Raw genomic sequence first — 25,232 nt, 5'->3', positions numbered from 1 at the left:
GTTATGGTCAATAAAAAGCATTTCCGGCCAGGCCAGATCACCACCGTGGGAAGGGTATTATTATTCTATATCCTGTGCAGTTTGTCATTTATCGCAGCTACTGCTTTTACAAACCATATAACAACCGGTATTAAGGACCATTTGTCCTTTGTTTTGGCTGTCCCGGCAACTTTACTGCTGATCGTTCTGTTTGCCCGCATGGGAAAGATCACGCTGAGATCAACAGGCGTAATACCGGGCAAGGCAACTGCCGCCCGGTTTTTTTGCGGTTACCTGGTTGGATTAAGCATGGCTGCCGGGCAGGCCCTTATCCTTATAAGTTTCGGTCAGGTTCATTTGGCGCTGATTCCCCACCAGGCAATTATCAGGGTAATGTTGTTCATCATACTATTTTTGCTGGCTGCATTGCGGGAGGAATTAGTATTCCGGTCGTACGCATTAACCGATCTGAGGGTGTCGGTGGGTCCTGTTTGCGCACTGGCCATTATTACGATACTATTCATTTTGGAACACATTGCGGCAGGCGAACCTTTGATAACTGCTATAGTGGGTTCGGGAATGGGCGGTTTGTTGTTTGGCTATGCAGCGTTGAAGACCAGGGGACTGGCCCTGCCGCTGGGCATTCACAGTGCGTGGAACTTTGGGCAGTGGATGCTCGGTTTTAAAGGCATGCCGGGTATTTGGCGGGTACTGTCGGGCGACGCGCATAATAATGGTACACCGTATATCGGGCTGGCCGCCTTTGCCCTGGTAATGGCTTTAGGCCTGTTTGGTTTTCACTTATTTTATGGTAAGAATATACCTGATTCACCAGCGGCTAAAGATGAAGCTGCTTAAAAAGTTCCTCGCGGTAATTGGCTCCTACAGGAATTTCGGCGTTGTTCAGTTCCAGTGTGTTTCCTTTGACGGCTTGTATCTTTTCCATATTGACAATATAAGAGCGGTGCACCCTGAGGAATTTGTCCTTCGGCAACATGTCTTCCAGTATTTTCAGGTGCAGGCTGGCCAATAACCGCTTATTGTCCGGGAGGTATACCGAGCAAAAGTCGCGTTCGGCCTGGATGTAGCTGATCCCGCTGTGATTTACCCGTACCAGTTTGCTGCCCTGCCTGATAAAAATATAGTCAGGAGGTGTCTTATTCAATGCAGTTGCCTGTGTGTTGCCGGCTATGCGCTCAAGTACTTTCTGTACTGCAAGCTGAAAGCGCCCGAAAACAACCGGTTTCACCAGGTAATCGACGGCATTGAGTTCAAACCCTTCGACTGCATACTGTGAATAAGCGGTAGTAAACACAACCAGCGGCGGTTTTTGCAGCGAACGCAGAAAATCGATGCCGCTGATAACCGGCATTTGAATATCCAGGAAAACCAGGTCTATCGGATATTCGTGCAATACGTCATAAGCTTCGGCCGCATTCATGCAGCTTTTTACAAGGCTGATCTCCGGGATACGCCCGATATAAGTTTCCAGGATGTCCCTGGCTATGGGCTCGTCATCAACCACCAGGCATTTTATTTTCATGTCAATTGTATTGTTAAATTTACGGAATACGCGCCCTCGTATTCCGAGGTCTCGTACCAAAATTTCTGCGGATAATGAAGCGCCAGTCTTTTTTGAAGATTATTTAAACCAATGCCGCCCGGATCGGATCTTGTACGTGCGGCGTCAATATTGTTATCGATGGTGAAACGCAGCCGGCCATTGATCACATCCAAAAATATACTGATAAACGACCCCGGCTCGTCGGCACTGAATTTGAATGCATTCTCAACAAGCGGTATCAGCAGCAACGGCGCTATTTCATAATCAGCATCGTCAGTATGGCAATTGAAGACAACGCCGGTAAAGTTCAGCCTTACTTTTTCCAGCTCGATATAATCGTTCAGCAGTTTTATTTCTTTAGCAAGCGGGGCGCTGTCGCCGGCCGAATCGTACAAAATATAACGAAGCAACCCCGACAGGCGCGAAACGAGGTCGGCGGAGCGGTCGCGATCACCTTTTATGATCAGCCCGTAAATGTTATTCATCGTATTGAATAAAAAGTGCGGATTTAGCTGTGCCTTTAAAAAATTGAATTCCAACTGTATGTTTTCCTTAGCCAGCTTTAGGCTGTCGACACTGCTGCGATAAGCATTCAGCGTGGTTTTCAGGCATAAGGGTATAAACAGGGTCAGTATCAGCGAAAAGGGTGTGCCAAGGCTCAACAGGCGCTTGAGTACGATATTGATGATGTCCGACCGGACCAGGGAGTAATAACCGGCCTGGCGCTGCTTTAACAGGATCATGCAATCGGGGCAGGTGTTCAAAACCAGTCTTTCTGTAAGCGCATCGGCCAGGGTATATAATATCAGCATGGCCGCGAGCATGACACCGCCTTTGAAATACCGACGCTTGCTGTACACCTGTTGCCAGATGACGTATACCAACACATAATAACACACCGCCACCAGGCCGGTATTTAATAAATTAAGCAAGGCCACAATACCGGTTGGGAAACCACCGTAAACATTAAACGTGATAAGGGTAAGGTACCACTTGATGCCGAAAAGCAAGGCCCAAAAAATTGCATGGAGCGCAATACGAAGGGGTTTGCGGGGATATAGCAAATTGGCTACCGTGATTACTGGCATAGGTAAATTTGCCATTTTATATCAATCAGGGCAATAAAAAACGACGAATACATTAAAAATACCTGCAAACGGGTTCGTGAGAGCTGCGGGGACGGGTTAACTTAAGCTCTTCTGACGGTTACCCGTGGAAAACAAGTTTTTGATGCGGGCTGAGCCGGGCATGTATTTGGTCTCTGTTTAAGGACCTTTGGGTGAGGTTGGTTCGGTGTCAGTGGTTGGTAGGGCGAAATAGCATGCGGGCCACAAGGGCGAACCCTTGCGGCGGCAGCGTAAAAATTTCTGACAGCATGACCATTTTATTTCATTTTAACTACTACTTTTCCTTTAGCACGGCCGCTTTCAACATAGGTTATCGCTTCCCTGATCGATTCGAACGGGAAAACTTTGTCCATAACTGGTTTTATGATGCCGGAATTTATAAGAGCGGTAATTTCCTTTAACTGGTCTCCGTTTGCTCTCATAAAAAGAAAGGAGAAGCCCACATTAAGCCGTTTTGCTTTTTTTCTTACTCCGGAACTCAAAAGGCGCATGATCAATTTTACAAACCATGGTGCGCCAATTTCTTTCGCAAAGTCTGGATCGGGCGGACCGGAGATCGATATAAGCTTCCCACCGGGCTTTAATACACGCAGCGATTTTTCCAGGGTCTTTCCGTCCTGGCTATTCAAAACCATGTCGTATCCGTGCAGCACTTTTTCAAAGTCATCATTCTTGTAGTCTATAACAACATCTGCGCCGAGGCCTTTCACCAACTCCATATTTCCTGCGCTTGTAGTTGTAGCCACGGTAGCACCGAGATGTTTAGCCAGTTGAATAGCAAATGTGCCTACACCGCCCGAGCCGGCCTGTATGAAAACTTTTTGCCCTTTCTTCAGGTTCCCATTTTCTACCAGAGCCTGCCAGGCTGTTAGACCTACCAGCGGGATGGATGCCGCTTCTTCCATGCTCAGCTCTTTCGGTTTAAGCGCTACATCGGCTTGTTTGACAGCAATGAATTCCGCGAACGTTCCAATGTGATGATCTGCCGGCCGTGCATAAACCTCGTCTCCAACTTTAAATTGTTGCACCCGGGCTCCAACCCTGGTTACAACACCCGCCACGTCATGACCCAAAACGAATGGTGTTTTGTACGGCAATATGAGTTTAAACTCCCCGTTTCTGATTTTGGAATCCAGGAGGTTTATACCGGCAGCGTGTACTTCAACCAGTACTTCGTCTGCCTGTGGTTTCGGAACAGGCATTTGCCCGATGCGTTCGCCATCTTTGCTTTTATAGTTGTCTATAATAAATGCTTTCATTTTTTTTAATTCTATTTTGAAGCGTTAACAGATTTCAGAATGGATTTCTCGAACACCTTATAGGCGAAATGTTGAAGAAGGAGTATGATTGATGACCCTTTCCCGACCGGGTAACCGAATGTTGGATTTTTCTCCTTTACTGCTCGTAATACAGCAGCGACAACCGGTGCAGGTTCGGGGGCCTTATCAAATGCACTTTGGGTATATGCGATGACCTTTTGCCTGAACTGATTATAATCTGCGATCGTTCCTTTCGCTACAGTTGCACTTTCGCCGATATTGGTTTTGAAACTCATCGGCTCAACCATAACCACCTTGATGTTAAACTGGTTCAATTCAAACCGAAGGGATTTGAAATAACCTTCGAGGGCATGCTTGCAAGCCGAATAGTAGGAAGTATTTGGAAGACTCACTAAACCCAGCAGGGAACCAAGCGTTATTATTTTTCCGTGTTTTTGTTTCCTGAAGTAAGGCAGCAACTCATTAGTTATTTTGATCGTTCCCCAAAAGTTGGTCTCAAATTGCTGCTTGCCTAACGCAATAGGGGTTTCTTCGGCAAGCCCGTTTACTAAGTAACCTGCGTTGTTGATCAGCACATCTAAAGTTTTGATCTCAGTGAATAGTTGCTTACCAAACGATGCAATAGAATGGTCATCATTCAGATCCAATGACAGTAACTTAAATGGCAGTTTCGCCTGGTATTTTTCCGGATTACGGCTTGTGCCTATTACGTGGTAGCCATTTTCGTGGAGCTTGCCGGCGACAAGCAGCCCGATGCCCGATGAGGCGCCTGTGACTAATACTGTTTTTCCTTTTAATTCCATGATTTTTTTAGACTTTTTGGTATATTCTACTGCGATTTTTTGCTTTCATTTAATATGATTTACTTGTGATTTGCTTTTATTTACGTGTATTAAAAAGACTTTTTAGTATATTTTATATGAAAAAAATCATATCGCATAGCTTTCTAACTCTGCTTTAAGGCTCCTGAGTAAACCCGCCATTGGTTTTGCTGTATTCATCGCCCTGCACATCACAACAGCGCCTTCAACAGCGGATACCGCTTTAAACGCATAAATGGCAGGATCGAGCCTGTCAGAAAACTCACCGTTCTCAATGCCCTGATTTAAAATACTAACAAACAATTCCTGGCCATGGCGAATGACACCCGCTATCTTCTCCTTAATTGCCGGAAAGTTATCATCAGACTCCACCGCGATATTAAATACAGGACATCCGCCTTTAAGGTAAGTATTCAAGGGATCTTTATAAAAATCGAGAAAGGCAAATACCTTGGCCTTCGCTGTTTTACCCTTGCTTATGGTTAGTAACATTTTTTCGCCGTTATTATTCAGCATGTGGTTAACAACCTGCAGGGCCAGGTCTTCCTTACTTTCAAAATGGCCGTAAAGGCATCCTTTAGTCAGTTTTGCGGCATCAAGCACATCATCTATATTAGCGCCTGATATCCCTTTTTGATTAAAAATAGGGGCCGCTGTTTCCAGGATAAATTGTTTTGTTCTTTCTGCCTTCGTTAGCATTTTATGTGAATTAACGATGCAAAAATATACTAAAAAGTCTATTTTTAAATTAAAATTAACATTTTTCGCTGTTTATGACCTGAAGATGATATTCATTATAAGGTTTATCGGAGAGTTTGATGATCAAAGGAACAGCAACACCAACCGCTCCCATTCTTCTTCAAGCGACAGGTTGGGGCGGGTTTGCCGGGCTTTGCTATACCAGTAATCAGCATTGCCAATATCGCCTTCTTTCCGATGCAGGTAAGCATGCACCCATGCCGACTCACGGTCGTCCAGATGGTCGACCTGCGCGTGGGCCCGGTGCCAGTCGCCTTTACCATCATACCATAAGCTCTTCAGCCGGGCCGAAAGTTCGCCCGGTGGCTGTTCCTGGTTCAATGATGCTTTGAATTCGGTTAGCGTTTTCAATTTATTTGAATTTTTTAAACAGACATTGCAAATTTATCATTCCAATTGGTCGAAGTTTGTAAATCGAACGGAAAAGTATTTTCTTTTTTTGCCGCACGTACGGCCCCTTGGGGAAGCAGGAGTAAGATACGGGGAATTTTATTGCTCGTAACTGGACCCCTTTGTATTTTAAAATTGGCCCACTAAAATAACCAGGCTGGAAATTAGTTTTGCCCCGGGATCACAAGAATTTAATATTTAAAACATGCTGAAAACAAGATTGTACACTATAATATATGGCAATATCACTTCAGGAAGCAAATGTTTGCTGGTGGGAAAAAAAGGAGGTAGTTTATGAAAGCGGTAGTTGTAACAGACCAGGCTGCGGGAACAGCCGGAATGAAGCTTGTGGAGCGGCCGGAACCGCAAGCGGCGATAAATGATGTTATCGTTCAGGTTTATGCATCGGCAATAACAGGGGATGAGCTGTCGTGGCCTTCGACCTGGGTCGATCGCACGGGCCGCGACCGGACACCGTCGATCCCCGGGCACGAACTGGCCGGCGTGGTCACAGCGCTTGGTTATGGAACCACGGGGCTGTCGGTGGGGCAGCAGGTGCTCGGCCTCACGGACTGGTACCGCGACGGCACGCTGGCAGAGTATGTGGCCGTCGAGGCGCGCAACCTTGCACCGCTGCCGGCCGATGTTGACTTTACGGTGGGCGCGGCCATTGTGATGCCGGGACTGACCGCGTGGCAGGGACTGTTTGACCATGGTCATCTTCGCGCGGGACAGCGAGTATTGGTGCACGGTGCGGCCGGCATTGTGGGTTCGATGGCGGTCCAGCTTGCATACGGGGCTGGCGCCTACGTCATCGGTACCGGGCGCGCCGCCCATCGCCAGGCAGCGCTCGACTTTGGTGCGCAGGAATTTATCGACCTTGAGAATGACAACCTCGAAGACGTCGGCGGAGTCGACCTGGTATTCGATGTCTTTGGTGGCGACATCGGCAAGCGGTCTGCGGGTTTGATTCGCGCCGGGGGGGCGCTGGTGTCCATCGCCGGACCGGTCGATGCACCACAGCCTGCTAACGGGCGAATGGTCGACTTCGTTGTCGAGGCTGATCGCCTCCAACTGGGCGAGCTTGTGCAGCGGTTGCTGGACGGGCGGTTGCGGACGAACATCGGCAACGTCGCTACCCTCGACGACGCTGTTGCCACATTCAATCCTACCAAACGGATCAGCGGAAAAACGATCATTCACGTTCGTCCGTGAGTGCCGGGTTATTGAGGGCGCGAATAATTTAAGATAAAGAAAGGCCCGGCCGGTGTGCGGGGTCTTTTTGCTGGATGGTTATTAGTGGCGGATAGCGGGAGCGTGAAATGTATCGATACACTCGCGCAAGTGTAACTATATACAGGATTAGTAAAAGAAGTGTAAACTGCTTCCAGAACGACACACACTAAGCCAACAAACCAATCACAAAAAATTCCAAAATACCGATACACGAAGGGCTAAAACACGGTACATTTTGGGCCGGCTTGGGTTTAAAATTGGCTTATCCGGGCTGCTGTGGCACTTCTGCAATGTTGGTGGATATTTCCTATCAAAAGTGGTCCATACTTAACTAACTGGCAATGAGGGATTAATTTTACCGGTGTTCACGGAATGTGAAAAAACGGGCCATTTTTAGTACTTAGTGTAACCAAATTCAGCCTGTTTACCAGCTTATTAAAGCTTAAGTCCAGGTGACAAGCGGCGTTTGCGTGAACACAGTTAAGATGTTTTCTTACACTTAGTTTTTGCGCCGGGCTGCCAGGCAAAAAAGCCTTCAGTTTTACGCTAAAGGCTTTCTAAACAGCAAAAAACAACGGTATTTACGCTTTCTTTACAAACTCCGATTTGAGCGCCATAGCGCCGAAACCATCTATCTTACAGTCAATGTTATGGTCGCTGTCCACCAGCCGTATATTTTTGACCTTAGTGCCGGCCTTTATGCTTTGGGATGAACCTTTTACCGGGAGATTTTTTATGATCACGACCGCATCGCCATTTTGTAAAATATTGCCATTGCAGTCTTTTACAACAAACTCATCCTTGCCGCCATTATCTTCTTCCGGACTCCATTCGTGACCACACTCGGGGCACACAAGCAGGCCATTCATTTCATACGTGAAAGCTGATTTACACAATGGGCAGGGAGTAAGCTCTATCATAAACTTTTTTTTGACAATATCGTTTGTGACGGCTCTCTTAGCTTCCATCACAAAAAAACCTTCAGACTTACGACTGAAGGTTTTTTGACTTCTAAAGAGTGGTATCAGCTGTACTCGAACCTAGCTGTATCTTTCAATTAAGCCCCCTAAAACTAAAGGTCATTTACGTATAATAGAGGGCATTTTAATTAAGCCTAATTAAGCAAGATAAAACCAAAGTAAAAAAAAGTGTACCCAAATTTGTACCCATGATAAAAAACAGTTAGCTTTGATTAATAATCAATAAGATCATGGCAGAGGTTAATTTTTATCTAAGGGAAACTACTCCAAACAAAGTAACGGCAGTAATGATGTTCTTCTCTTTTCGGAATAACAGATTTAAGATTGGTACGGTCGATAAGATTAATACAAAATTTTGGGATAGTGAAAATCAAAAGGCAAAGCAAACAAAGGCTTTCCCCACCTACCCGGAATTTAATACAGCCTTGCAAAATAAAACGAACATTGCATTAGATGTTTATCGTTCTTACTTGAATGATAATGAACAGCAGCAGCCTACGCCAGATCATTTAAAAGAGTTAATTAAGGACAAGTTGCTTGCAGATAAAAACAAAGGCCAGGAACGGCCGGAAATAGTGACTTACAACTTATTAAGCTTTGTCGAACTATTCATTAAAGAATGTGAAACCGGAAAACGGTTAAGTGATAAGGGTACACCGATACAGCCTAATACTATCAAGATTTACAATACTCTTAAAAATAACCTCGAAGCGTTTAAAAAAGAAAAGCGGTATAATCTAAGTTTTGAAAATATTGATTTAGCGTTTTTCGAAGATTATAAGGACTATATGACTTTTGAAAAGAAATATGCTACAAACACACTTTCTAAACATATCCGTGTACTCAAATCAATAATGAATGATGCAGTTGAAAGAGAATTGACAAAAATCGCTTTTACAGGTAAAAGGTATAAGGCAAAAACTGAACAAACAGAAACAGTCTATTTAGATAAAGCGGAACTGAAAAGACTATTTGAACTTGATTTGTCAAAAGAAACCCGTTTAGAGCGTGTGAGGGATTTATTTATTGTTGGTTGTTGGACTGGATTAAGATTTTCTGATTTCAATGATATAAGCCCTAAAAACATTAAAGGCGATTTTATAGAGGTTAAAACTCAAAAAACAAAAAAAACTGTTATTGTCCCTATTCATAAATATGTTCGGGAAATAATGAAAAAGTACAAAGGTTTAACTGAAAATAGTTTGCCTCCAACAATCAGCAATCAAAAAATGAATGAGTACTTAAAGGACGTAGCTAAAAAGGCAGAATTTAACGAATTGATCGCATTGCAGTTTACAAAGGCCGGGAAAGAGGTTCTATCAACCGTCTCAAAACATTCGCTTATATCGAGCCATACTGCCCGTAGAAGTTTTGCTACTAATATGTATTTAGATAATTTCCCAACTATCAGTATAATGGCTATAACAGGCCATACCACCGAAAGCTCATTTATGAAGTATATACGGGTAACACCAAAAGAACATGCTGAAAAGCTAAAAAAACACTGGAATGAACCTTTATTGAAAGCTGTGTAATGGTTCGCAAAACTGAGAAACTGGAATTATTCTGCAAAAAAAGAAATGACATTCCCACTTTTGGCTTCGCTCAAATAAAAAATCAAATCACTTATAAATTATGGCACGATCAATTTTTGGAATATCCGAACGTTCTCGATGTTCATATAAAAAAAATGATGAAGTTTTCATTATCAGGAATAAATCATCCCGTGGGTTTTTCAAATCTGAAAAAGGAGGTAATAATAGAAATCGAAGATAATCTACTTGAGTCTTCGAATAAATTTGAACTAAGAAAATACTTTGTTCACATTAAAAATAAGTTAGATGATAGTTTCTTCACGGCAGACTATCATGTTAATGATTTAAAAAGGGTGACTTTTGATTTAGGGCGTGATGATTTTGAAAATTTAAGTATAGAGGAACGTGCTAAATACTTGATATTTCATACCTGTTTGACACAAACTAAAGATTGCTTCGATAGCTATTTGGAATTACAATCATTTATTCTCGAACAGGAGAATTTGCATTTAAACGAGCCAGAAAGTATGAACCTTACTGAACTAGGTAAATTTTCCGATACTCTTTCCCATAAAACATTAGTACTATATGAGTTAGGGATAATTGATTATTTGAAAAGAGAGTATTTTCATCCTCAGCAAAACTTAAGAAACAGTACAGATTTAGCGACTTTGGTTGCCCATATCATCGGACAACCCGAGAAGAACGATACTATCAGAAAACATATATCCGGTATAGATTCAACCGGCAAGGATAAAATTACTACTGCCCCTGGAATAAAAGAGGTTAAGAAATTCCTTGCCCAATTTGATATTGATCTTAAAAGGTTAAAGGATAAAACCAACTAAGTTTTGTCACTTTGTCAGTCCCCCGTTTTTCCCCCGTGACGGGTTTAGTTTTCTTTGTCTTGTTAAAATTAAAACAAGACAATGGCAACTCAAACATTCACCACGACCTATGAGCCTACAGAGTTTAAAACGCTCTTAGTTGATTGTATTTCGGAATCTGTGCGATCTGAAATGTATAAAGTAATCTCAAATTCAAAACCTGAAAAAACGATTTACACCCGGCAGGAAACAGCGCAATTGTTGGATATTTCTTTGCCAACATTAAATGAATATACCAAACATGGGTTCATTGTAGCGTACCGCTTGGGCTATAAGGTGAGATACAGACTGAAAGATATTGAAGCTGCTTTAGTCAGAATTAAAAGCAAATAGAAATCCGACATGACTTCACATTCTAAAAAGAAAGGGTCAAAAAATGGATAACCAAATTTTCAGCCCTGATGATTTTTTGACCCCAGAAATCAAAGATAATCAATATACTTCGCAACTAAAAAAGCGATTATCTCGGCCGATTGCAAATCGCGTTTATACTTTGGTTTACAGCACAAGAACAAGCGAAGGGGGGCAAAAACCATGAGTTTAAGCCCCAACGATTTTAAAGATGAAACCGGTTTGTCTGAAAATCTGAAACTAATACTTGCAACGCAAGAGAGATTGAAACTGCTAAAAGCTACTGATATAAGGTTTTCTGACCCTATATTGGAGCAAAATGGCAATGCAGTAATATTCCCTAATACGATTAACGTAATTCAAGGCCAGGCCGGGGTACACAAGAGCCGTTTAGCTGAATGTTTTTGTTCAGCCCTATTAAAGACCCATAATTGTGAAAATGAACTGTTAGGACTTAAAAGATTAAGTTTTGAAGCATTGCATTCCGTAGTCTATGTAGATACAGAAAGGAATCTATCTGAACAGTTTCCATATGCTTTACAATCCATTCAAATTAAAGCTGGTTACGTCAAAGCGGATCATCCTTCAAACTTTGAATACATATCCCTTCTTCAAATTAATCGTAAGGAGCGATTTACGGCTCTAAATGAATATTTAACACATATCAAAAAGAAGACAAATAATCCGTTATTCATTGTACTTGATGTTTCCACCGATTGTATTGAGGATTTTAATAAAACTGATAAAAGTATGGAACTTATAGACCTTATGAACATGGCCATAAATGAGCACAATGTAGTATTTCTATGCCTTATACACGAAAACCCCAAAAGTGATAAAGCCCGAGGTCATTTTGGGACGGAATTAATGAATAAGGCCAGCACAGTAATGCAAGTTGGATTTGAAAAGGATAGTAGCAACAATGATACCGACTTAATTAAGGTAAAGTATTTGAAATGCCGAAGCACTGCCCGGCATATACCTTTTTATGTTAAATATAGCAGTACTGATAATGGCCTTATTTTGGCTGACGAGAGCGAAGTTTCAGGTCTCTTTAATAGTCGCAAGCATAAAGCTTCCAATGAAGATATGATAGGATTTATTGAAATGTATTTGGGAGATGGCACAATTCTGACAAGGGTTGATTTTTTAGATAAATTATGTAAAGATTTTAAAGCCGGCCAAAGAACCATTGAAAAAAGAATTTCAGAAATTATAAAAGACGAGGCCGAGATTTATAACAACGGGGCGGAACTGTGTATCCTTAATAAAGAAATTAAGGACAAAGTTGTCTATTATTCATTAAAGAAATGCTAAGTAACTACAAAACAAGCATTTGCATGTTTGCAAACGACTTTGCAAATCAATATTGCAACGTTTGCATGTTTGCAAAGCCTTATATAAGGGTTTGCAAATTGCAAGCATTTTTAAAATTAGTAATTGCATAAGTCAATGAATAACGCTCAAAAGACATTTCTTAAATATGTACGCACTAAAATGATGTTTAGCCTACGCTTTAGGAGTGTCGAAAATGAAATGAAGCCAGTTCATATTTCTGCAAATGAAATAGGGCAACGCTTTTTCCCATACCCCGAATTTAACCGCAATAAAGAACTTCAGGATTTGCATGAAGCGGGAGAAATTAAGATAACCCAGGAGGGGAAAGCATATTTTTATGAAGCATTAAAACCGGGCGGGTATGATTTAAACTTATTACTATTACGCCCGATACCAAAAGATAGGGTTACACAAGCAATGCTTAAAGATATTCAAAAAGTATCCTTGCTTGCAAATGCGCCAAGTACACCTTATTTTGATTTGTTTCTAAAGTACCGGGACACAAAGCCGGAACTGTTTTTTAAAGTAGATGATTTTTGCGGCAGGGTACATACCCCGATTAGTAATTTTCATAGGACACACCGCCATAATATTTTGTTAGATAATGAAATAACAACAAGTATTGATGTAACGACTATGCAACCGCTATTATTAGGCAAAATTATTACTAATGCTATTGGAAATAATGAGTACAGCCGATGGATAAATGAGGGCAAAGATATTTATATAGAACTGCAAAATAAGGCAGGTTTAAACAACCGAGACGCAGCGAAAAAGAAATTCTTTGAGATATTATTCTCTAAACCGAATAATGCTTTAAAAGAGTTATTTGGGGGCGTTGAATGGATTAATTGGATTAATAACTATAAGCAAGCGGATGAGCCTGCAAACCCCCATAATAAAGAAAAACCGCATAGTAATTTAGCATGGTTGCTGCAAAATACAGAGGTAAGAATAATGGGGCAAGTATGGACAAAACTCGTAAGCGATAATATACCTTTTTTGAGCGTGCATGATGAGATTATTGTAAAGGAGACGGATTTTGAACAGGCCAAAAGTATATTTGAAGGCATTTTGAGAAATGAATTTGAATACTTCAAACTGAACTTTAAATGCTTACCAAGTAATGATGAAACTCTATAAGCCAAAAATTAAATTATTGCATCTATGAAAATAAAAATTACTTACGATAATTATAGCCGGGACGAACTCATAGAACTGGTAACCCGCAAGAATAGAAAGATTGATAGCCAGCGTTCAATGCTAAACCAGTTGAGAATTAGGCGGGAGAAATTACAGTCTAAATCAAAAGAAATTGGCGTAGTCATTAAGGAAAACGCAAAGCTAAAAGCAGATGCGGAAAAATGTAAGCAAAGGATCAAGCGCCTAATGGAATCGGGCAGGGGAAAAACATGGTCGATGAAAGAACAGTCACCCGTTATTATAAACTCGATATTGGGTTACCATAAGCTGAGGCAAGAAAGATACGTAACGAATAACGAAATGGCTTTTTTGATATTGGCGTATCAAAAAGAACTTTTTCGCTTGTCAGATATTCAAGCTTTCAATCAGAAATGGGGGCGCAACCCGGATTGGAACTGGAGAAGTGATTTTAGAGAATGCTGTGAGGCTGGGTTCTTTTATTCGCATAAGATAAACCGAAGAACATATTATTTTCTTTCGCTACATGGGCGTGAAAGATTTGAAAACTTGTTGAAGAGTATGTTTATAGAGAATTAAATGAATTATAAGTAGATTGATTTGAACTAATTTTTCTACGTGAATCGCTAATATTTCTTTTTGATTTTGTCACAAGGCTTATTTGGTGGCCGTGCCTGATGCGTTCGGTTCTAAGATCGATTATGCTATGCTTATTAAGCTATATGATGAACCACAAGGCACTAATTCAACAGAACGCAAATATAGCCCCGGCGATTGCACAGGCTTTGAAAAGAAGAGGATATTAGGCAAGCCCGAAGCAGAGCATGTAAGCACCTCTTATGTTGAGCGTCAAAACCTGACTATGCGTATGTACATGTAGGTTCACAAGGCTTACAAATGCCTTTAGCAAGAAGATGGAAAACCATTGCTATGCTATTGCCCTGGACTTCGTTTATTATAACTTCTCTAAAATACACAGGACACTAAGAGTAACCCCGGCAATGGAAGCCGGGCTGATGAAAGATGTATGAGCATTGAAGATATTGTGAGACTTGCGGATTAATTATAACTTGAGGCTACTTAAACGGTAGCCTTTTTTGTTATGAAAAAACTTTTTATCATACCCCTATCGCTTCTTTTTTCTTGCCACCATACCCCAAAAGAAGCCGCTTCTAAAAATATAGCCTCATACATAAAAAGCAAGTTGGACAATCCTGAATATTTAGAACTAATCTCCATTGATAGCTTGACAAAAAGCAGGCGTATAACGTCATTGGATAGCGGAATAATGGCTTCAAATGTAGCAAGCGACACGCCAAAAAATCTATTCGACTATGCATTTTTTGAACGATTAGCCGAAAAAGAAAACAAAAGGAATCCTAATTATACCTCGAATAATAACGATGATTTGAATGAGATAAAAAGCGGAAAGTATACATTTTATACAACGAATGCCATTTTCAGAATCAAAGATGGTGGGAGTATAAAGTTAAAAAAGTATAAATTCAAACTAGATACACTTTACAATGTCCAATCCTCGCAAGATAAAACAGAGGAAATGCGGATTATAAAATAAATTCAAACTGAGACATTACCTGATTTTGCGCAGTGCGATTAGTTCAAAAAACTCTGTAACTTAGTTTTCAAAAACCTAATCTCAATGAAATTTTTTTTACCCATCATCTTATTATTCGCACTATCGTTCCGATGTCTTTCCCAAAACGTTGCATTGCCTCTAAAGGATAGTTTGATTTATTACGAGGAAGTAGTGACAGCACCTGATACTGCTAATAAGGATATATTATTTTCACTTGCCCAAACATGGTTTGCTAATGCCTTCAAGAATTCTAAATCAGTATTACAGGTAAACGACCGACAGAGTATGAAATTGATAGGTAAGGGCGTTTCTTTGCTTCGGAATGGATACGGGAATCGCTCGGATGAATATATATATTACACAATAGCAGTCGATATAAAACCTGGGCGTTACAGATACAGGATTTATGATTTTGGTTTTGAATCCGGGTCTCAAACGGAAGAGGCATCAATCGGGTACAGTCATTATTTACATGGTGAAATTCATAAAATGGTTCTTGAAAGTAAAAAGCAGGCTTTGAAAAGATATGAATACGACTATCGGATGATTGGGCTCACCGCAACCAGTCTAATCGGCAGTTTAAAAAATGCAATGAATAATTTGAACGCAGATAATTTTTAAGATGATATATCTCGTCAATCAGCAATACTCTTACATAAACCTTAATGAAAACCTTGATTCTATTCTTTCTGCTAACCGCTGGTAGCCTGTCGGTATCCGCGCAAACAAGACCCGACAGCGTTTATATCTGCCTGGGCAAGTATTCACATGCTTACCATAGAAATACTTACTGTAAAGGCCTTAGAAACTGTAAGGCGAAGATCATGTATGTTTCTCTTGGCGATGCGATAAAGAAATATGGTAGAAAAGCTTGCGGCTATTGTTATAAATAAAACATTGCTCCCTTAAATTTCCCAGTTATGAAAAAGACTTTCATTTTGATTCCTATGGTATTATTGGGCTTGATTAGTCAAACCTGGGCTCAAAAGAAAGATAGCGTAACCGTAGCAATAGATTATTTTGACGCGAAAACTGGGGATAAATATGGTTTCGAAAAGAAATTCGATCATATCCCAACTCATAACGATTCCGTTAGATTTAGAAAGGAATCTTCGATAACAATGCGAAAAATGATCGATAGTATTGCAAGAAAAGAAGCTTTACCGGCTAAATATAAACGTAAAAAGAAAGATAAAATAAATCCTAAATCATTATGAAAAAGATATTAACCTTAGCATTGGTTTTTTCATCAATTCACTGTTTTGGACAGGTGTCCCAAAGTGATATAAATGGTTCTTATACTAAATTATTTGCCCAAGCATTTAGCAAAGACATCTCAGATTACCTTACAAAGGTTTATATCGCAAGAGACGTACTAAAGCTGAAAGAGAATGAGACCACAGGTTTCGAAATTGATGCAGTTACAGCGGCAAAAAGTGGTGAATTAACTACTATCCTCTATAACTGCCCGAAACTTAATCAAAAGGGCATGGTGTTAGTTTTTTGGAATAAGGGGCTTTACAATTTGGGACTTTATAGTTTTTATCATTTTGAGTATGATGATGCAAACATTTTGCTTCAAAGGATAAATGACGCGATAGAAAGCAACAAGGAAATTTTAGATGACGTTAACACCAGTGTGCTAAAGTTGAACGATATTCATTTCATTTTTGCGGGAAGTTCAATTAGAGTCGTTTGGGGCGAATATGACTCTCTGTGGGATAAATTTAATTTCCGTACAACCTACAAAAGATTTGGCAGATTTTTTAAAAAGCAATTCAAAAGCAATTAATCACTAAGTGTATAAATGATTGCCCCCCCGATAAGCCACGCTTAAATAAACTTGGGCAAGTAGAGGGGTATTAAGTACCTAAAACACAATGAAAAAATTATTCGTGCTTGCTTTGTCTATGTTCAGCGTTACAATTTGTCTTGCGCAACGAGTAACCTATGAAGATTTGAAATATGTGTTAACACATAATGTCGCTCAGACAGAAGATTACCTCTCTAATAAGGGCTTTGATTTTTCAAAAATCGACACAATAGTTGGTAAGGAAAATATAGCTTTATCTTACAATTTTGATAAAAACTCACATTACTCTATTCATTTTGTTGGTATAAGTAAAGAGGGTATAAATAATATATTTTACAACGCCAGTGCGATTACAAATGCAAAAAGTGATTATATGTTTTTAAAATCATCCATAAAGAAATATGGGTTTGTATTTATTTCAACAGAAACCCGAACAGGTAATTTAATAATCAACTATATGAAAGGGACACTACTTTTTTCATTTTGGATTAAGAAAAATCAGGAAACAGAAGTTACTACCTATTATATCAGTTTAACAGACGAGACGCAAGAAAAATTGGCTATGGGATTTTAAGTAACTTTTAAATTAGGATACTAAAAATATATAATTGCCTTAATTTTTATAAAGAGACAAGGGATAATCACCGTCTCAAAATCCCGACAAACCGTTAATCCTATTGCTAATAATAGTCACAACACGTTTAATTATTCCGAAAACCTATTTAAAAAAGCGCGTTTAGGGCAAATCAGATAATAAAAACGCTAATATTATCTAAACAGGGTTTTGTTGTATTTCTACATGTGTGCCGCTTAAATTTTAAATGAGGCATTAGATTTATTTCTTCTTAAAAACGCATCATATAAATTGTTTCTTTCCTGTTTTTCCATAATTTCGGGTAAACCTTAATGCATGAAATTTCTTTATCCTACTTTTATTAAACTTGTCATGGTAGCAAGTTTAATGGTCGCCGCACAGGATGATATACCACATTGGTATTACATAGTATTCCGGTTAGGAATGTGCACCTGTTGTGGTTTGATAATATATATCCTTTATGGGTATAGCGGGGATAGATCATTAGGAATAGGGGGAACATTAATGATATTGATTTTATTCAACCCTATTTTAAAACCAAGGTATACGCGTGAAGATTGGGCGATGGTGGATTGGATTATGGCTGCAATTATTTCCTTGTGGATGATATATGACATATTCTTATTCATTAAACGCAGAATCGCTTTGAGCAAAGCCAAGAAGGAATTAAAAGATCTGTTAATGACGAGACGGGAAGCTTGAATTTATTTTAAAGGAATTGAGAAAGTTTAGTTTGCCTCACCTTCAATATTGTCCCCTTGGTTATTTGTCATTTCAGCATTCCCTGTACGTAAACCAAGGTTAATCCCTTTTAAATACTGGCTTCAAGTTTCTTTGGGCAAATAGTAGGGTATCCCCTAAAAAGAATGCACGTTTTCAGGTAGGCGGGATAATGCAAAAGGGTTTCGATAACCTTTAATCGGGGTAGCTTGAAAACGGTTTATAAAAGAAATTGAGAGTTTTAATTTGTTAATAGCGAAAAATATACTTGAAAGGGCGAACTTTAATCATGGTAACTATATATCACTTGGGAGTAACCAAATAAACGATTAACCAAAGTAAAATTAATCCCAGTTCGAATTTGTGTTTTAAGATAAGTTTCATTATACTATAATTAAGGACAGTGGCACGGCCCCCCATGACGATTTTACATTGCGCGCGCGGTGTATTATTCAGGGGGCTTTGCTGGTTTTTAGGAGTTCATCCAAACAATTATTTACAAAGTTAAAGTCATCAAACAGTTTTTGTATTTCAGCCATAGAATATCTTTGAATATTGATTTTACCAGCCTTGTATTTTTTGAATGAAATTTCAATCCCCGTTTTATGTACCGTTTCTTCTGATAGATCGATTTCAAGGTGAGCAAAAATATTTCGATGTGGTATTATATTTTCGAGAGTTTCAACAAGCTTTGGATTGCGTGATTTGTAGTCTTTAAAATGCCTGTCAAGTATAAGGAAGAAAATGTCTTTTTTATTACCGATTGTTATCCTTTCAGTAAACCAAAGCATTTCGTTTAATTCAGCCCATTTAAGCTTATCATCGCAAAAATAATCAGATAGGAATATATCAATCTTTCGTTCAACTTGAACGGTCGAATCTAAAACTAATCCGCGCAAGGTGATTGACCTATTATAGACCAGCGCGGTTTTTTCTTTATCCATTGATTTGATTAAAGCTGTATAAAAGTGCAAATATATGCATATATAGTTACCTTAATCATAATGCAATTATACATCAAACCAAAGTTGATTGAATACTTGAATAAAGCCCTTTCCTTTATCCGTGATACAATAAATCGAAGGCTTGTTTTTTATTCCCCTATGTAATATTTCTAATCCTTTTAAATCAGTAAGTTTTTTTGTTGTTCGTCGTATTTGTTGAATATTCATACATGAAAACTGTTTTTGTATTTCATATAACTTGAAAATGGCCTTCTCATCTGCAAAGAAAAGCAGTTCAACATCAAATCGATTTAATCCGCTTTGCATTCTGAAATCTTTATATATATTCCTTTGATTGTTGATGATAACTCTTAAAAGAAGTTTAAATTCGTTTTTGTCCATACGGGCTGCTTTACTTAATGAGTTAGTAGTCATACGCAAAAGGGGCTAACCCCCTGGCATTAGAATGTAGCTACAATATGTGTATAAAAGTAAGGCACATCGTTAATCTATTTATCGATATGCGCTTGGGGTAACTCCCCAAAAGCCCCCCGGTCGTTTTTGTTTTTGAAGTCTTTCTCACAGTGACCGGGTAGGGGGCGTTTGAAAAGAATGCTTGGCATAAATAGGAAATTTATAATCCTACATTTATCTGCACATACGACGAGGTTAATGCCCTATTAATTGCGATCAACGAACCTATCGGGGAAATAGTCCGGGGGGGCAATGGGCGTACCCCTCAAAAAAGTGTACATATTCACAGAGCCGGGATAATGACCCCTGTTAGCAAGGCCGGGTACATGAAAAGGATTCGAAATTTTTCAATAGGGGGTGGGATGAAATTCGATTTTTAAAAACATATTATAAATCTTTGTTTTGGGGACTACAACGGTGGGCACCGGGGGCTGTATTATTAATGAAAAGTACTTTTACAGTCACTGGGTGGGTATGATCTGTTTAGATTGAGTTATCGCTTACCTTTGATTATGGAAAATGATTTGAAGAAGTATAATGATGTGGTTGCCCCTGTTTGCATCAATGACGAACATATTAACCGTGTTCTAATAGCAGCATGTAAACTCAACGGCATACGCGCTACCGTACTAAATCCATATATACCCCAATGTTATGGCCAAAGAAACACGTTTGTTTTTAAGTGTCTGCTTAATGTTTATGTTTCACCCGGCTTGACTAAGACCGCGTATGCAAAATCATACAGTAACTGTCAGCAGGCTACCTGTCACGCAATAGATTATTTGAAAGAATTGGGCTTAGTCCGTGAATTCAGGATGAAGAGATTAATTAAACCGTTTTTATGTTATAAAACCGATTCTGCATATAAGCTTACTATGAAAGGTCGAAAAGTAATTATGGATGTCTTAAATATGGTAGCTGTAATTTAAAGTGTACCCGTTTTTGTACCCCAACAAACAAAAAACCCCTTAGATGTCATCTAAGAGGCTTTTTTCGTGGTATCAGCTGGAATCGAACCAGCGACACAAGGATTTTCAGTCCTTTGCTCTACCAACTGAGCTATGATACCGTCCCGTTGGGGCTGCAAATGTAAGCGGATTTTTTGTTTATGAAAACTTTTTTTGAAAAAAGGTTTTTGAGCGGAAAGCTGAAAGGCCAAAGCAGAAAGCCGGCAGGGCCTTTTGAAATGAAAGGATAATAGATTAAAAGAGCAATTTAACTTGCAACTTTACAACATTTCAACATTACAACAATTCGGTTAACTTTGACAAAAATTACTATGCACGCATAATGATCGGGCAAATCATATTCATCATCATACTGGCTACGGCTGTTTGGCTTTTCAGCAAAAATGTGGGGAAAATACGGCGCAATATCCTGTTAGGCAGGGATACCGACCGTTCGGACAACCCAGGCGAAAGATGGAAAACGATGGCATTGGTGGCGCTGGGCCAAAGTAAAATGGTGAAGCGTCCGTTCGCTGCACTGATGCATTTTTTTATTTACGTGGGGTTTGTGATCATCAACATCGAGGTGCTGGAGATACTGATAGATGGGGTGTTTGGGTCGCACCGCATATTTTCGCATCCGCTTGGTGGCTTGTATAACCTGCTTATCGGCGGATTTGAGATATTGGCTTTACTGGTGCTTGTGGCCTGCGTCGCTTTTCTTATCCGCCGGAACATCGGTAAGTTGAAACGTTTCAGCGGAGTGGAGATGACCGCGTGGCCGAAATCGGACGCGAATTATATCCTCATTATAGAGATATTGCTGATGACTGCTTTTTTGACGATGAACGCAGCCGATTCCAAATTGCAATTGCTGAACTACGGACATTATATTAAAGCGGGGAGTTTCCCGGTGAGCGGTATTTTAGGTCCACTGTTGCCGGATAATGCAACCGCGCTTGAAATGATAGAACGCGGCTGCTGGTGGTTCCACATCATCGGCATACTGGCGTTTTTGAATTACCTGCCTTATTCCAAGCATTTCCATATCCTGCTGGCATTCCCGAATACGTATTATTCCAACCTGAATCCGAAGGGAAAGTTTACTAATATGGCGTCGGTAACCAACGAGGTGAAGGCTATGCTGGATCCTTCTTTCGTGCCCGAACCTGTTGTAGTTTCGCGCTTTGGCGCCAAAGATGTAACCGACCTGACCTGGAAGAACCTGATGGAAGCCTATACCTGCACCGAGTGCGGGCGGTGTACCTCGGTATGCCCGGCAAACCAAACGGGGAAATTATTATCGCCGCGAAAGATCATGATGGATACCCGCGACCGTATTACCGAAATAGGGAAGGGGATAGATAAAAATGGGAAAGATTTTAAGGACGACAAAACCCTGCTGGATAATTACATTACCCGCGAGGAACTGTGGGCGTGTACCACCTGCAACGCTTGCGTGGATGCTTGCCCGGTGAATATTAACCCGCTGGAGATCATCAACGAGATGCGGCGGTATATTGTGATGGAGGAATCGCAGGCCCCGGCGAGCCTGAACAATATGTTTGGTAATGTAGAGAATAACGGCGCGCCGTGGAAATATAGCCAGGCGGATAGGTTTAACTGGAAGGAAGAATAGTCAATAGGCAATGGTCAGTAGGCATTGTTTTCATCTGATAATGCCCAATGACAAATGCCCAATAATTCAATGACGCATATATGAGTGGAGTACAAATACCAACCATGGCCGAAATGGCTGCCGCAGGGAAGGAACCCGAGATATTGTTTTGGGTGGGCTGCGCAGGCAGTTTCGATGAACGGGCGCAGCGTATTACACGTGATATCTGTAAAATACTGAACCATGTGGGTATCAGCTTCGCGGTATTGGGCACCGAGGAAAGTTGCACCGGCGACCCGGCCAAACGTGCCGGTAACGAGTTCCTGTTCCAGATGCAGGCCATGATGAACATACAGGTGCTAGATGGTTATAATATCAAAAAGATAGTGACCGGCTGCCCTCATTGCTTCAATACCATCAAAAACGAATATCCCGGCCTGGGCGGCAATTATGAGGTGATACATCACACGCAGCTGATACAGCAATTGATTGACGAAGGCAAACTGAAGGCCGAAGGTGGTGAAAGTTTTAAAGGCAGGCGCATAACGTACCACGACCCATGTTATTTAGGCAGGGGTAATGATGTCTACGAGGCACCGCGCAAGGCTTTGGAGATTTTAGATGCCGACCTGGTGGAGATGAAACGCTGCAAAAGCAATGGCCTGTGCTGCGGTGCCGGTGGTGCGCAGATGTTTAAAGAGCCGGAAAAGGGGAATAAGGACATCAACATAGAACGTATGGAAGATGTATTGGAAAGCAAGGCGACCGTTGTAGCAGCGGCTTGTCCTTTCTGCATGACCATGCTGCGCGATGGCGTTAAAGGCAAAGAAAAAGAGCAGGAGATACAGGTGCTGGATATTGCGGAAATAACCGTAAGGGTGAACGGGTTGTAGTGATACTCCTTCCCGCTCCTTAGTAAGAAATAGCACTGTCCACGGCTTTTTTTATAATTCGCCTGTTTTAAAAAACAGCAACGCACTTCGCAAACTATCCAGCCGTTCTGGTTCCATATTTTTTACCGGCAGGTCCAATGCTGTAGCCATAGAATCGACATTGTCTTTGGGGTCGTCATAGGTTTGCACGATAATGTCGTCCTTGTCGGCCTTTAGCTCGAGGGTGCCGTGGCTGATGTTGCCGAAGTAATCCAGATCATTAAACAAATGCAAATGCAGCGAAAAATATTCCTGTTTGCCATGTTGAAAAGTTTTTCGAAGGCGCAGGAAATGTTCGGGCGAGATGGTAAGTTCCCAACTCTTCAATTTGGTTTCACTGGACGGATCATAAACCTCATTCAGGCATTTATTGCTCCATTGCAGCCATTCCTGTTCGTTCATTTTAGCTCGCAGAGGATACTTGAAGGCAAAAGTCGGAATGATCGCGAGTAATATCGCGAATTTTGCGGGTCGTATAAGAAGTGATTTAAACATGACAACGATCACTATCCTAAATTAATAATTTGAGTATTTTTGTAAATGCATTTTTCTGAACACTCCCGGGTTTGGGTTTACCAATCCGATAAAGAATTAACGGACGAACAGGCCTCGGGGTTACTCGGCCGGCTAAATAAATTTGCCGCAGAGTGGACCGCCCATAATCATCAATTGAAAGCTAAAGCCGAGGTTCGTTATAACCGGTTCCTTGTCCTCATCGTCGATGAAAGCCAGGCCGGGGCAAGCGGATGCTCCATTGATAAGTCGGTTAATTTTATGAAGGGCATTGAGCGCGAATTTGGTATCAACCTGTTCGACCGGTTTAATTTTGCATACCGCGATGGCGAAAAAGTACTTTCCGCTCCGCGGCTTGAATTTGAGGAACTGTTGAAATCCGGCGGGGTAGGATCGGATACTATCGTATTTAATAACCTGGTACCTACGCTTGCCGATTTGGAAACTAAATGGGAAGTGCCTTTTAAAGAAAGCTGGCACCCGCAATTGTTTGGAAACTTAGTTCATAGTTGATGGTTTATAGTTCATAGACAAATCAACTAATCACTAATACCCGGTTAACTAATAACTGAAACTATGTTTGTAATCGATATCCATTACACCGCTCCGCTTGAGGAAGTGGATAAGCACATCGAAGGTCACACAGCCTATCTGCAAAAGTATATAGATAATAACACTTTCATCGTCACTGGGCGAAAAGTGCCGCGCACCGGCGGTATATTGATAGCGAATACCGGCTCGAAGGAAGAAGTCGAAAAGATCATCACCGAGGACCCTTTCTACCAGCATCAAGTGGCCGAAATGACTATTACTGAATTTTTGCATGCCCGGCATAATCCAGCTTTGGACGGGTTGCTGGGCAAATCGGTGTAATAAGGTTCATAGATGATAGTCTACAGACCGTAGGCGAAGTTGCACACCTATGGACCATCGACCATGTACTATTGAATACTAAAAAATTTGTACTTTAGGGCATGGGACAATACAATGAACGGGTTGATGCCTACATTGCCAAATCAGCCGATTTTGCAAAGCCAATACTGATACATATCAGGGAACTTGTTCATCGGGCCGCGCCCGAATTAACGGAAATTATAAAATGGGGATTTCCTTTTTTCGACTATAAGGGCCCGGTTTGCCAAATGGCGGCTTTTAAGCGTCATTGCGCTTTTGGTTTCTGGAAGGAAAAGATGCTTAACGACCCCAAAGGCTATTTAAAGGTGGATGGGGAAGAGTCGTCGGCAGGCAGTTTCGGGCAAATTGTAAGTTTAAGCGATTTGCCGCCCGACGATGTTATCATCGATTTTATACGCCAGGCTATTGCCATTAACGAGAAGGGTATCAAAACTGAGAAAAAACAGGCCACCCCTAAAGCTGAATTGCCCATGCCGGACGATTTTGCAAAATTGCTTACCGGCAGCCTTGCCGCTGCGGATAACTTCGAAAAATTCAGCCCTTCAAAAAAACGCGAGTACCTGGAATGGTTTGCTGAGGCAAAATCGGAAGCCACCCGCCAAAAACGGATTGACCAGGCACTGGAATGGATAGCCGAGGGGAAATCGAGAAATTGGAAGTATCAGCAGTAGAAGTCCGGAAGCCGGAAAGAAATGATAAAGAGTAATAATCAACAGGCAATCTTTCGGACTTATGCAGACTTCCGGACTTTCCGAC

At 40.9% G+C, this 25,232-nt stretch carries 30 protein-coding genes, 1 tRNA gene and 1 pseudogene; 21 read left to right on the top strand and 11 right to left on the bottom strand.

The features are described 5' to 3' along the window. Positions 1-3 precede the first annotated feature (3 nt). On the top strand, positions 4-837 hold the full coding sequence (locus tag VL525_RS17340; RefSeq protein ID WP_325388297.1) for a type II CAAX endopeptidase family protein: 834 nt from the start codon (positions 4-6) through the stop codon (positions 835-837). On the opposite strand, the gene VL525_RS17335 is transcribed toward VL525_RS17340, so the two are convergent. The 6 genes from VL525_RS17335 to VL525_RS17310 all read right to left on the bottom strand — a co-directional run bounded on the left by VL525_RS17335 (position 818) and on the right by VL525_RS17310 (position 5,881). Then, positions 818-1,522, bottom strand: coding sequence for a LytTR family DNA-binding domain-containing protein (locus VL525_RS17335; protein WP_325388296.1), 705 nt, complete (start codon positions 1,520-1,522; stop codon positions 818-820). The two genes, VL525_RS17340 and VL525_RS17335, sit on opposite strands and share 20 nt — an antisense overlap. Next, entirely contained in the window at positions 1,519-2,631 is a 1,113-nt protein-coding gene (locus VL525_RS17330; RefSeq protein ID WP_325388295.1) for a sensor histidine kinase, read from the bottom strand. The genes VL525_RS17335 and VL525_RS17330 overlap by 4 nt, the downstream gene beginning before the upstream one ends. Before the next feature lie 296 nt (positions 2,632-2,927). Further along, complete coding sequence (locus VL525_RS17325) at positions 2,928-3,929, bottom strand: NADP-dependent oxidoreductase (protein WP_325388294.1); 1,002 nt, start codon at positions 3,927-3,929, stop codon at positions 2,928-2,930. Between the two features lie 11 nt (positions 3,930-3,940). Beyond that, entirely contained in the window at positions 3,941-4,753 is an 813-nt protein-coding gene (locus VL525_RS17320; protein WP_325388293.1) for an SDR family NAD(P)-dependent oxidoreductase, read from the bottom strand. 126 nt (positions 4,754-4,879) lie between these two features. Beyond that, positions 4,880-5,470, bottom strand: a complete 591-nt coding sequence (locus VL525_RS17315) for a TetR/AcrR family transcriptional regulator (RefSeq protein ID WP_325388292.1) — start codon at positions 5,468-5,470, stop codon at positions 4,880-4,882. 123 nt (positions 5,471-5,593) lie between these two features. Next, positions 5,594-5,881 carry a hypothetical protein gene (locus VL525_RS17310; protein ID WP_325388291.1) on the bottom strand — a complete coding sequence of 96 codons (288 nt, stop codon included), beginning with the start codon at positions 5,879-5,881 and terminating at the stop codon, positions 5,594-5,596. A 333-nt stretch (positions 5,882-6,214) separates the two neighbouring features. Between VL525_RS17310 and VL525_RS17305 the strand changes: the two genes are divergently transcribed. Next, positions 6,215-7,135, top strand: coding sequence for an NADP-dependent oxidoreductase (locus VL525_RS17305; RefSeq protein ID WP_325388290.1), 921 nt, complete (start codon positions 6,215-6,217; stop codon positions 7,133-7,135). Between the two features lie 602 nt (positions 7,136-7,737). Here VL525_RS17305 and VL525_RS17300 read toward each other — a convergent pair. After that, positions 7,738-8,076: a zinc ribbon domain-containing protein YjdM gene (locus VL525_RS17300; RefSeq protein ID WP_325388289.1), complete on the bottom strand. Its 339-nt coding sequence runs from the start codon at positions 8,074-8,076 to the stop codon at positions 7,738-7,740. Between the two features lie 290 nt (positions 8,077-8,366). Here VL525_RS17300 and VL525_RS17295 point away from each other — a divergent pair, with 290 nt between their 5' ends. From VL525_RS17295 to VL525_RS17230, 14 genes and pseudogenes are all read left to right on the top strand, one after another. Next, positions 8,367-9,671 (top strand): site-specific integrase, encoded by a 1,305-nt coding sequence (locus VL525_RS17295; RefSeq protein WP_325388288.1) that lies wholly within the window; start codon positions 8,367-8,369, stop codon positions 9,669-9,671. Continuing rightward, positions 9,671-10,519 (top strand): hypothetical protein, encoded by an 849-nt coding sequence (locus VL525_RS17290; protein WP_325388287.1) that lies wholly within the window; start codon positions 9,671-9,673, stop codon positions 10,517-10,519. The genes VL525_RS17295 and VL525_RS17290 overlap by 1 nt, the downstream gene beginning before the upstream one ends. 81 nt (positions 10,520-10,600) lie before the next feature. Then, on the top strand, positions 10,601-10,891 hold the full coding sequence (locus VL525_RS17285) for a helix-turn-helix domain-containing protein (protein ID WP_325388286.1): 291 nt from the start codon (positions 10,601-10,603) through the stop codon (positions 10,889-10,891). A 201-nt stretch (positions 10,892-11,092) separates the two neighbouring features. Further along, positions 11,093-12,226, top strand: a complete 1,134-nt coding sequence (locus tag VL525_RS17280) for a hypothetical protein (RefSeq protein WP_325388285.1) — start codon at positions 11,093-11,095, stop codon at positions 12,224-12,226. A gap of 135 nt (positions 12,227-12,361) precedes the next feature. Further along, positions 12,362-13,390 (top strand): hypothetical protein, encoded by a 1,029-nt coding sequence (locus tag VL525_RS17275; RefSeq protein WP_325388284.1) that lies wholly within the window; start codon positions 12,362-12,364, stop codon positions 13,388-13,390. Positions 13,391-13,414: 24 nt separating this feature from the next. Then, complete coding sequence (locus VL525_RS17270) at positions 13,415-13,987, top strand: hypothetical protein (RefSeq protein ID WP_325388283.1); 573 nt, start codon at positions 13,415-13,417, stop codon at positions 13,985-13,987. Between the two features lie 70 nt (positions 13,988-14,057). Continuing rightward, positions 14,058-14,471: pseudogene (locus tag VL525_RS22845) on the top strand (IS1 family transposase); the annotation flags it as partial. 39 nt (positions 14,472-14,510) lie between these two features. Then, on the top strand, positions 14,511-14,984 hold the full coding sequence (locus VL525_RS17260; RefSeq protein ID WP_325388282.1) for a hypothetical protein: 474 nt from the start codon (positions 14,511-14,513) through the stop codon (positions 14,982-14,984). 84 nt (positions 14,985-15,068) lie between these two features. Then, positions 15,069-15,626, top strand: coding sequence for a DUF4468 domain-containing protein (locus tag VL525_RS17255; RefSeq protein ID WP_325388281.1), 558 nt, complete (start codon positions 15,069-15,071; stop codon positions 15,624-15,626). A 44-nt stretch (positions 15,627-15,670) separates the two neighbouring features. Beyond that, positions 15,671-15,898, top strand: a complete 228-nt coding sequence (locus VL525_RS17250) for a hypothetical protein (protein ID WP_325388280.1) — start codon at positions 15,671-15,673, stop codon at positions 15,896-15,898. Positions 15,899-15,925: 27 nt separating this feature from the next. Further along, entirely contained in the window at positions 15,926-16,222 is a 297-nt protein-coding gene (locus VL525_RS17245) for a hypothetical protein (protein WP_325388279.1), read from the top strand. Further along, entirely contained in the window at positions 16,219-16,797 is a 579-nt protein-coding gene (locus VL525_RS17240) for a hypothetical protein (protein ID WP_325388278.1), read from the top strand. The genes VL525_RS17245 and VL525_RS17240 overlap by 4 nt, the downstream gene beginning before the upstream one ends. An 88-nt stretch (positions 16,798-16,885) precedes the next feature. Continuing rightward, positions 16,886-17,392 carry a hypothetical protein gene (locus VL525_RS17235; RefSeq protein ID WP_325388277.1) on the top strand — a complete coding sequence of 169 codons (507 nt, stop codon included), beginning with the start codon at positions 16,886-16,888 and terminating at the stop codon, positions 17,390-17,392. 336 nt (positions 17,393-17,728) lie between these two features. After that, complete coding sequence (locus VL525_RS17230) at positions 17,729-18,115, top strand: DUF6804 family protein (RefSeq protein WP_325388276.1); 387 nt, start codon at positions 17,729-17,731, stop codon at positions 18,113-18,115. A 470-nt stretch (positions 18,116-18,585) separates the two neighbouring features. Here VL525_RS17230 and VL525_RS17225 read toward each other — a convergent pair whose 3' ends face one another. The 3 genes from VL525_RS17225 to VL525_RS17215 form a co-directional block, all read right to left on the bottom strand. Further along, the gene (locus VL525_RS17225) at positions 18,586-19,077 is read right to left on the bottom strand and encodes a hypothetical protein (RefSeq protein WP_325388275.1); all 492 of its coding nucleotides are present in this window, start codon (positions 19,075-19,077) and stop codon (positions 18,586-18,588) included. 66 nt (positions 19,078-19,143) lie between these two features. After that, positions 19,144-19,479 (bottom strand): hypothetical protein, encoded by a 336-nt coding sequence (locus tag VL525_RS17220; RefSeq protein WP_325388274.1) that lies wholly within the window; start codon positions 19,477-19,479, stop codon positions 19,144-19,146. A gap of 1,068 nt (positions 19,480-20,547) precedes the next feature. Further along, positions 20,548-20,620, bottom strand: a tRNA-Phe gene (locus VL525_RS17215). A 221-nt stretch (positions 20,621-20,841) separates the two neighbouring features. On the opposite strand from VL525_RS17215, the gene VL525_RS17210 reads away from it, so the two are divergent. Continuing rightward, positions 20,842-22,137, top strand: a complete 1,296-nt coding sequence (locus tag VL525_RS17210) for a (Fe-S)-binding protein (RefSeq protein WP_325388273.1) — start codon at positions 20,842-20,844, stop codon at positions 22,135-22,137. Between the two features lie 80 nt (positions 22,138-22,217). Further along, entirely contained in the window at positions 22,218-23,009 is a 792-nt protein-coding gene (locus VL525_RS17205) for a (Fe-S)-binding protein (RefSeq protein WP_325388272.1), read from the top strand. A 51-nt stretch (positions 23,010-23,060) separates the two neighbouring features. Here the strand turns inward: VL525_RS17205 and VL525_RS17200 are convergent, their stop codons facing one another. Beyond that, entirely contained in the window at positions 23,061-23,450 is a 390-nt protein-coding gene (locus VL525_RS17200; RefSeq protein ID WP_325388271.1) for a hypothetical protein, read from the bottom strand. Between the two features lie 138 nt (positions 23,451-23,588). Between VL525_RS17200 and VL525_RS17195 the strand changes: the two genes are divergently transcribed. The 3 genes from VL525_RS17195 (at position 23,589) to VL525_RS17185 (ending at position 25,147) form a co-directional block, all read left to right on the top strand. Then, a complete protein-coding gene (locus VL525_RS17195; RefSeq protein ID WP_325388270.1) occupies positions 23,589-24,074 on the top strand; it encodes an ABC transporter ATPase in 486 nt (161 codons plus the stop codon). Between the two features lie 63 nt (positions 24,075-24,137). Next, positions 24,138-24,434, top strand: coding sequence for a YciI family protein (locus tag VL525_RS17190; RefSeq protein WP_325388269.1), 297 nt, complete (start codon positions 24,138-24,140; stop codon positions 24,432-24,434). A gap of 101 nt (positions 24,435-24,535) precedes the next feature. Then, positions 24,536-25,147, top strand: a complete 612-nt coding sequence (locus tag VL525_RS17185; protein WP_325388268.1) for a YdeI/OmpD-associated family protein — start codon at positions 24,536-24,538, stop codon at positions 25,145-25,147. The last annotated feature ends 85 nt before the right edge of the window (positions 25,148-25,232 follow it).

It is taken from the genome of Mucilaginibacter sp., from assembly GCF_035492695.1.
GTDB lineage: Bacteria > Bacteroidota > Bacteroidia > Sphingobacteriales > Sphingobacteriaceae > Mucilaginibacter.
The sequence above is the reverse complement of the archived record's forward strand: the minus strand, read 5'-3'. Positions and strand labels throughout refer to the sequence as shown.